General features: G+C 74.5%; 7 protein-coding genes. 2 read left to right on the top strand and 5 right to left on the bottom strand.

Annotation, left to right across the window (positions count from 1 at the left end):
* The 4 genes from JHAT_RS30755 to JHAT_RS30740 form a co-directional block, all read right to left on the bottom strand.
* Positions 1-400 (bottom strand): HAD-IIIA family hydrolase (locus JHAT_RS30755; protein WP_143660548.1); only part of this gene is annotated, 400 nt, incomplete at its 3' end.
* Complete coding sequence (locus JHAT_RS30750) at positions 397-1413, bottom strand: glycosyltransferase (protein WP_077801563.1); 1017 nt, start codon at positions 1411-1413, stop codon at positions 397-399. The genes JHAT_RS30755 and JHAT_RS30750, both read right to left, overlap by 4 nt.
* Positions 1410-3050, bottom strand: a complete 1641-nt coding sequence (locus tag JHAT_RS30745) for a carbamoyltransferase C-terminal domain-containing protein (RefSeq protein ID WP_077801562.1) — start codon at positions 3048-3050, stop codon at positions 1410-1412. Before JHAT_RS30745 ends, JHAT_RS30750 begins: the two co-directional genes overlap by 4 nt.
* 151 nt (positions 3051-3201) lie before the next feature.
* Positions 3202-4179, bottom strand: coding sequence for a UDP-glucuronic acid decarboxylase family protein (locus JHAT_RS30740; RefSeq protein ID WP_077801561.1), 978 nt, complete (start codon positions 4177-4179; stop codon positions 3202-3204).
* A 129-nt stretch (positions 4180-4308) separates the two neighbouring features.
* Here JHAT_RS30740 and JHAT_RS30735 point away from each other — a divergent pair, with 129 nt between their 5' ends.
* Both JHAT_RS30735 and JHAT_RS30730 read left to right on the top strand, forming a co-directional pair.
* Positions 4309-5097: a polysaccharide deacetylase family protein gene (locus JHAT_RS30735; protein WP_253195663.1), complete on the top strand. Its 789-nt coding sequence runs from the start codon at positions 4309-4311 to the stop codon at positions 5095-5097.
* A gap of 117 nt (positions 5098-5214) precedes the next feature.
* Positions 5215-5655 (top strand): SRPBCC family protein, encoded by a 441-nt coding sequence (locus tag JHAT_RS30730; protein WP_107482074.1) that lies wholly within the window; start codon positions 5215-5217, stop codon positions 5653-5655.
* Between the two features lie 80 nt (positions 5656-5735).
* Here the strand turns inward: JHAT_RS30730 and JHAT_RS30725 are convergent, their stop codons facing one another.
* Positions 5736-6758 carry a LacI family DNA-binding transcriptional regulator gene (locus JHAT_RS30725; RefSeq protein ID WP_077801558.1) on the bottom strand — a complete coding sequence of 341 codons (1023 nt, stop codon included), beginning with the start codon at positions 6756-6758 and terminating at the stop codon, positions 5736-5738.
* Positions 6759-6817: the final 59 nt, after the last annotated feature.

Raw genomic sequence — 6817 nt, 5'->3', positions numbered from 1 at the left:
GTGTCGCGGCCTCGACGTCGGCGCCGATGTCGCCGATGACGACGCAGTCGGCGGGGGCGGCGCGGACGCGTCCGGCCGCCCGCAGGACCAGTCCGGGCCGCGGCTTGCGGCAGGGGCAGCCGTCGTCGGGGCCGTGCGGGCAGACCGCCCAGACGTCGAAGGGGCCGATCAGTTCGTCGACGCGCCGGTTGACGCGGCGGACGTCGACGTCGCTGATCAGGCCGCGGGCGACGCCGGACTGGTTGGTGACGACGCCGACGCGGATCCCGTGGGCGCGCAGCAGCGCGACCGCCTCGCGGGCGCCGTCGACGGGCCGGACCCGCTCGGGGTCGCCGTTGTAGGGGACGTCGTGGACGAGGGTGCCGTCGCGGTCGAAGAGCACGGCCCTGACGGGGTTCATGCGGCCGCCTCCCGCCACGCGGGGGCGCCGCGGTGCCGCCACAGCCCGCGCAGCCGGTGCCAGGTCGCGGCGGGCGGGATGAGCGCGCTGGTGACCAGCATGGTCGTCACCTCGTCGCGGGTGCGCGGCCCGGGGGCGATGCGGGCCCAGGCGAACTCGGCGGTGCCGGCGGCCCAGCCGAGCCCGGCGAGCGCGGCGGCCCGGGGGCGGCGGGCGGCCGCGAGGGCGAGGGCGAGGGCACCGGCGGCGGTGATCGCGACGTGGCGGCGGATGCGGCCGCGGGGCGCCATCGCCTTGGACCACCAGTCGGGGCCGTGCAGGCGCCGCATCAGGGCGTCGTCGGCGTTGCCGCGCTGCTGTCGCAGGGACGCCCAGCGGGAGGCGGGACGTACGGGGTGGCGGGTGGTGCGGCGGCCCCGCTGGATGCGCCAGCCGGCGTCGAGGACGCGCAGCGCGAGGTCGGCGTCCTCGCGGAAGGCGCGCGGGAAGCGTTCGTCGAAGCCGTGGACCCGCTTGAGCACGTCGGTGCGGTAGGCCATGTCGGCGGTGATCCAGTGGGCCCGCGCGAGAGCGGCGGTGCCGCGCTCCCAGTCGGTGGGGCGGCGTTCGCCGGGCAGGGGGACGGCGATGACGCCCTGGACGGCGCCGGTGTCGGGGGCGGCCTCGGCGAGGTCCTGGACCAGCTGGTCGCACCAGTGCGGGCCGACCTGGACGTCGTCGTCGAGGAAGGCGGTCCACGGCGAGGTGACCGCGCGGATGCCGGTGTTGCGGGCGGCTGCGGGTCCCGCCCCGCTGCGCAGCACGACGGTGCGCCGGCGCAGGTCTCCGAGGACGCTCAGCGGGTGTTCGAGGGCCGCCGGGTCGGCGTCGGGGGCGGGCCGGTCGTCGACGAGGACGATCTCGTCGGGCCGGGGACCGGTCGCGGCGGCCAGCGCGGCCAGGCAGTCGGCCAGCGTGCCGCGGACGAGCGTGGGGATGACGACGGCGTAGCCGGTCGTGGGGGCGCCGGTCATGCGAACGCCTTCCCCCGGCGCACCGCGAACGGGCCGATGGCCAGCAGGTCCACGGGCGCGGAGCCGAAGCACTCCAGCGCGTCGCGCGGGTCGTCGACCATGGGCCGCCCGGCGGTGTTGAGGCTGGTGTTGACGACGACGGGCAGCCCGGTGCGCTTCTCGAAGGAGGCCAGCATCCGTGCGACGAGCGGCTCGCGGCGTTCCTCGACGGTCTGGATGCGGGCGGTGCCGTCGACGTGGACGACGGCCGGGACGCGGTCGCGCCAGGCGGGGGCGACGTCGTGCACGAAGAGCATGTACGGGCTCGGGAGCGGTCCGGTGAAGAGGTCGGCGGCGCGGTCGGCCAGCACCATCGGCGCCACGGGACGGAACTCCTCGCGGCCCTTGACGTGGTTGAGCCGCTCCAGGTTCTCCGCGCGGCCCGGGTGGGCCAGCAGGGAGCGGTGGCCGAGGGCGCGCGGACCGAACTCGCTGCGGCCCTGGAACCAGGCGACGATCCCGTCCCGGGCGAGTTCCTCGGCGACCGTCTCGGCGATGTCGTCCGGTTCCTCGTAGGGGATCGCGGCGGTCTCCAGCCAGGTGCGGATCTCCTCGTCGCTCCAGCCGCGGCCGAGGTCGGCGCCCGGCATCGGCTCGGGGGCGGCGCCCTCCTGGGCGGCGGCCACGTGCAGGGCGCCGCCCAGGGCGGTGCCCGCGTCGCCGGCGGCGGGCTGCACCCACACGTGCCGGTACGGGCCACGGGCGGCGATCTTCGCGTTGGCGACGCAGTTGAGGGCGACGCCGCCCGCCATCGTCAGGGCCTCTCCCCCGGCCTCGCGGTGCAGCCAGTGGACGAGGTCGAGGAGCACTTCCTCCAGCACGGCCTGGGTGCTCGCGGCGAGGTCCGCGTGGCCCTTCGTCCAGTCCTCGCCCTCGGCGCGGGCCGGGGCGAGGGCGGCCCAGTCGACGCCGTGGGCGCGGAAGCCGCCGTCGCCGGTGGCGTGGACGTGCTCGCGCAGCCGGTCCAGGTGGCGGGGGGTGCCGTAGGAGGCGAGGGCCATCACCTTGTACTCGTCGCTGCTGCGCAGGAAGCCGAGGTGCTCGGTCAGTTCCTCGTAGACCAGGCCCAGCGAGTGCGGGAGCGCCTGGGTGGCGAGGGTGTCGAGCTTGCCGTCGCGGTAGCGGCCGGCCAGGTGGGAGGCGCACTCGCCGCGTCCGTCGAGGACGAGGACGTCGTTGTCGGGGTGGGGTGAGGCCGGTCCGGCGGAGGCGGCGTGCGCCACGTGGTGCGGGACGAAGACGACCCGGTCGGGGTCGAGCCCGGGCAGTGCGTCGGCGAGGAACCTGGGGGCGCGGCGGGCGTATTCGAGGCGCAGCGGGTCCCAGGGGTCGTCCAGGCCCATGGCGCGGGCGGGCCGGGCGAGCCGGGGGTCGAAGGAGTACGCGACGGCGTCGAGCTCCTCGGGGCGCACCCCCGCGTGTTCCAGGCACCACCGCGCCGCCAGCTCCGGGACCTCCCACGCGGAGAACGGCACGGGCCGCTTGCCGTGCTTGCGGCGGCTGAAGCGCTCTTCCTCGGCGGCCGCGACGGTCCGGCCGTCGACGACGAGTGCGGCGGCCGGGTCGTGGAACAGGGCGTTGATACCGAGGATGCGCATGGGGTGTGCTCCGTCCCGGGCGACTGCTGGGTCTGTCTGGGCTCGCGGGTGCCGCGGTGCTGTCGGCTCAAACTCTTGAAGACAGCTCAATTCCGGAAATGAGCCGATTCGTCACGGATGGTGAAATCGTGCGTCCGCTCCGCCGAAGGGCCTACGCGGCGGCGGAGTGCGCGAACCAGCCGATGGTCCGCTCCAGGCCCTCGTTCCAGCCGACCCGTGGCCGCCAGCCGAGCCGCTCCCGGGCCAGGGTGGTGTCGGGCCTGCGCCGGCCGGGGTCGTCGACGGGCCGTTCGACGAAGCGGATGCGGGAGCCGGAGCCGGTGAGCGCGATGATGCGCCGGGCCAGTTCCAGCACGGTGATCTCGTCGGAGCCGCCGATGTTCACGGGGCCGCTCTCGCCTGAGGCGGCCAGGGCGAGGACGCCGTCGACGGTGTCGTCGACGTAGCACAGGGAGCGGGTCTGGCCGCCGTCCCCGGCGACGGTGAGGGGCATGCCGTCCAGGGCCTGCGCGATGAAGGTCGGCACGGCGCGGCCGTCGCCGGTGCGCATGCGCGGGCCGTAGGTGTTGAAGATGCGGACGATGGCGGCGTCGGTGCCGTGCACCTGGCGGTGGGCGGTGACCAGGGCCTCGGCGAAGCGCTTGGACTCGTCGTAGACGCTGCGCGGGCCGATCGGGTTGACGTTGCCCCAGTAGCTCTCGCGCTGCGGGTGTTCGAGGGGGTCGCCGTAGACCTCGGAGGTGGAGGCGAGCAGGAGGCGGGCGCCGTCGGCGCGGGCCCGCTCGAGGGCGTTGCGGGTGCCGGTGCTGCCGACGTCGAGGGTCTGGAGGGGCAGCCTGAGGTAGTCGGCGGGCGAGGCCGGGCAGGCGAAGTGCAGGACGAGGTCGAAGCGGCCGGGCAGGCCGCGCAGGGCCGCCGGGTCGGTCGCGTCGGCCCGGACGAACCGGAAGCCGCGGTGCCGTTCCAGGTCGGCCACGTTGCTCCGGGAGCCGGTGGCCAGGTTGTCGAGGCAGACGACGTCGGTGCCGGCCTCCAGCAGCCGGCCGCACAGGTGGGATCCCACGAACCCGGCGCCGCCGGTCACCAGGGCCCGGCGCCAGACGCGCCCGCCCACAGGACTCTCGTTCACGGGTCTCTCCTCACTCTCGCCTGCACGTTCGTGCCGGCTGAGTAACCCGGCGGGAGTCCTCCCTACCTCGAACTGGCATGCGAGGGACCGCTATACACTGCGTATATACTCGCTGTGTATAGTCCTCGCATGCCTTCGCCGACCAGCAAGATGACGAAAACGGGGACCAGGTTGCGCGGAGCCGCGATTCTCGCGGCGGCCGCCTCCCTGACACTGGCACTGAGCGGCTGCACGAAGCTCGAGACGGCCTCGCCCAGCTCCGTCCGGGGCGCCCCCGGCCCCCAGGCGCGGGCGGCCGGATTCGGCACCGTCGACTGCCGCAGGGCCAAGTGCATCGCGCTGACCTTCGACGCCGGACCGAGCGAGCACTCCGCCCGGCTGCTCGACATACTCGAGGAGAAGCAGGTCCCGGCGACCTTCTTCCTCCTCGGCGAACGGCACATCGACACCTATCCCGAACTTGTCAGGCGCATGGCTGCCGAGGGTCACGAGGTGGCCAGCCACACCTGGACGCACCGGATCCTCACGGACGCCGATCCGGACGAGATACGCGAGGAACTGGAGCGCCCGAACAGGGAGATAGAGCGCCTGACCGGACGGCGCCCCACGCTGATGCGTCCGCCGCAGGGCCGCACCGACGACACGGTGCACGACATCTGCCGCGAACTGGGCCTGGCGGAGGTGCTGTGGACCGTGACCGCCAAGGACTACACGACGGACGACTCCGACCTGATCACGAAGCGCGTCCTGGAGCAGTCGTCGCGGGACGGCATCATCCTGCTGCACGACATCTACGACGGCACCGTCCCCGCCGTCCCCGGCATCATCGACGCGCTCAAGCAGCGGGGCTACGTCTTCGTGACGGTGCCGCAGCTGCTGGCACCGGGGAAGGCGGAGCCGGGCGAGGTGTACCGCTAGGCCCCGTCGCCGAACCCCCGCCGTCCGCCCGGAGGGCGGGCCTCGCGGCGTCAGGCACGCGCCCTCGGCATGCCGGGCCCGGCCCTCGCCACCGCTCCGCCCGCCTACGATCGTGACGTGGTCACCTTCTCGCTCGAACGCACCGCCCCCCTCTCCCCGGACGAGGCATGGCGGCGGCTCACCGCCTGGCACCGGCACGGCGACGCGGTACCGCTGACCCGGGTCACCGTGTCCCCTCCCCCGCCCACGGCCGTGGGCACCCTGGTCGTCGCCCGCACGGGACTCGGCCCCCTCGCCTTCGACGACACCATGGAGGTGACCGTCTGGGAGCCGCCGGAGGACGGCGCGCCCGGCCGGTGCCGGCTGGACAAGCGGGGCCGGCTGGTCGGCGGGTGGGCCGAGATCGAGGTCCGGCCGGGCCCCGGCGGCCGAGCGCGTGTCGTCTGGCGCGAGGAGCTGCGCGTCCGCCCGCTGCCGTCCCTCTTCGACGGCGCGCTGGAACGGTCGGGCCGCTACGTGTTCGGGCGGGCGGTGAACCGGCTGCTGCGGCACTCCTGAGCGGCCCCGGCGGACCTCGGCGCCGGCTCCCGGGCCGGCCCGGTGCCACGCGACGCCGCCCGGCCCCGCGCGCCCGGTCGTCAGCCCCGCGCCGGTGGCGCGGTGCTCTGACGGACCACCAGGTGGGTGGCGAGTTCGATGCGCAGGGCGCCCTTCGCCGGGTCCCCGGGGCTCAGCAGCATCCGGGCCGCTTCCTCCGCCATGCGCTGCAGCGGCTGCTGAACGGTCGTCAGCGGCGGGCTGGACCACTGGGCGAGCGGTACGTCGTCGTAGCCCACCACCGACAGCTCGCCGGGGACGCTGATGCCGAGCACCCGGGCCGCCTCCAGGACGCCCAGTGCCTGCAGGTCGCTGCCGGCGAAGACCGCCGTCGGCCGGTCCGGCCGCCGCAGCAGGTCCATGGCGTGCTCGAACCCGCCCTGGACGTGGAAGTCGCCGAACCGGACCAGGTCCGGGTCCGCGTCGAGGTCCGCCGTGGCCAGCGCCGAACGGTATCCGTCCAGCCGGGCCAGTGAGCACATCATGTCCTCGGGGCCGGTGACGATCGCGATGCGCCGGTGTCCCAGGCCGACGAGGTGGCGGGTGGCGGCCAGTCCGCCGGCCCAGTTGGCGGAGCCGACGGACGGGACGTCGGGGTCGGGGTCGCCGGCCGGGTCCACGATGACGAACGGGACGGCCCGGGACGCCAGTCGCCGCTTCACCTCCTCGGGCAGGGTGGAGAAGACCAGCAGCACGCCCAGCGGACGGCGGCGCAGCACCCCCTCGATCCACTCGGGTCCGGGCGCGTGCCGGGTGCCGCTCTCGGTGACCGCGACGGTCGCGTTGTTCTGCTTCGCGACGTTCTCCACGCCGCGGATGAGCTCCATCGCCCAGACGCTCTCCAGCTCGTGGAAGACGATCTCGACGAGGGGTGCCTTGGGAGGGCCCTGCGCACGGCGACGGTAGCCGTGGACCTCGAGAAGGTGCTCGACCTTGGCCCGGGTGGCGCTGGAGACATCCGAACGGCCGTTGAGCACCTTCGAAACTGTCGGAAGCGAAACACCGACCTCTCGGGCCACGGCCGCCAGGGTGACCCTGGGCCCCACCTCGTCTTCTTCGTGCATGGCCGCAGCATAGGCCACGCAGGGGCCGTAACGGTTTGGGCGCGTGCGTGCACGACCGT

It is taken from the genome of Streptomyces sp. JHA26, assembly GCF_002005565.1.
In the GTDB taxonomy this organism is placed as follows: domain Bacteria; phylum Actinomycetota; class Actinomycetes; order Streptomycetales; family Streptomycetaceae; genus Streptomyces.
This window is presented reverse-complemented; position numbering and strand designations above follow the sequence as displayed.

Bases quoted from the DNA above. Each gene is read 5' to 3' on its own strand.
- JHAT_RS30750 (WP_077801563.1), bottom strand. From the start codon at position 1,413: ATGACCGGCGCCCCCACGACCGGCTACGCCGTCGTCATCCCCACGCTC.
- JHAT_RS30745 (WP_077801562.1), bottom strand. From the start codon at position 3,050: ATGCGCATCCTCGGTATCAACGCCCTGTTCCACGACCCGGCCGCCGCA.
- JHAT_RS30735 (WP_253195663.1), top strand. From the start codon at position 4,309: ATGCCTTCGCCGACCAGCAAGATGACGAAAACGGGGACCAGGTTGCGC.
- JHAT_RS30725 (WP_077801558.1), bottom strand. From the start codon at position 6,758: ATGCACGAAGAAGACGAGGTGGGGCCCAGGGTCACCCTGGCGGCCGTG.